Here is an 855-nt window from a genome sequence, read left to right on the forward strand (position 1 = left end):
GTCGACGTGATGCCGCTCCAGCGGATCGACGCCATATTCGCGATAGATGTGATAGCCGCGCCGCGCGATCTTCTCCGTCATGATCGAGCGCTTCATGACGACGGTCGTGAAGCCGTGCGCGACGAGCGTCGCCGCGAGCAGCGGCAAGAGCGCGTTGACGTCGTGCGTGAGGCCGAACGCGAACACGATCGCGGTGAGCGGCGCGCCCAGCGTGGCGCCGAGCGTCGCAGCCATGCAGACGAGCGGCCACAGCGCGGGCTCTCCGCCGGGCAGGACCGGCGCGAGCAGCGTGCCGAGTCCCGCGCCCAGCATCAGGAGCGGCGCGAGCACGCCGCCCGAAGTCCCCGACCCGAGCGCGACCACCCAGATGACCGCCTTCACGGCGAGGATCGCGACGGCAACCTGCAACGCGACGTGCTGGTGCAGTAAATCGCCGATCACGTCGTAGCCGACGCCAAGCGCGCGCGGCTCGATGAATCCGCCGATGCCGATCACGATCCCGCCGATCGCGGGCCACCACATCCAGTGGATGGGGAGCTTGCCGAAGAGGTCCTCGGTCTTGTAGAGCGCCGCCGACAACCCGGACGCCAGCGCACCGGAGAGCAGTCCCGCGACCACGCACGACACGAGCGACAACGCGCCCGGCGGCGCCGTTACGAGCGGAAAGAGCGGCCCTTGCCCGAAGAACGCGACGCGCGCGAACCCCGCGACCGCGCACGCGAGCGCGACCGGCAGGAAGCTGCGCGGCCGCCATTCGAAGAGCAACAACTCGACGGCCAGCAGCACGGCGGCGACAGGCGTGCCGAACACGGCCGTCATGCCCGCGGCCGCTCCGGCGACGAGCAGCGTCTTGCG

General features: G+C 70.5%; 1 protein-coding gene. It reads right to left on the reverse strand.

Annotation, left to right across the window (positions count from 1 at the left end; translation table 11 throughout):
- Positions 1-855 (reverse strand): chloride channel protein (locus AWB67_RS38765; RefSeq protein WP_143746839.1); only part of this gene is annotated, 855 nt, incomplete at both ends.

It is taken from the genome of Caballeronia terrestris, assembly GCF_001544515.1.
Lineage (GTDB): Bacteria > Pseudomonadota > Gammaproteobacteria > Burkholderiales > Burkholderiaceae > Caballeronia > Caballeronia terrestris.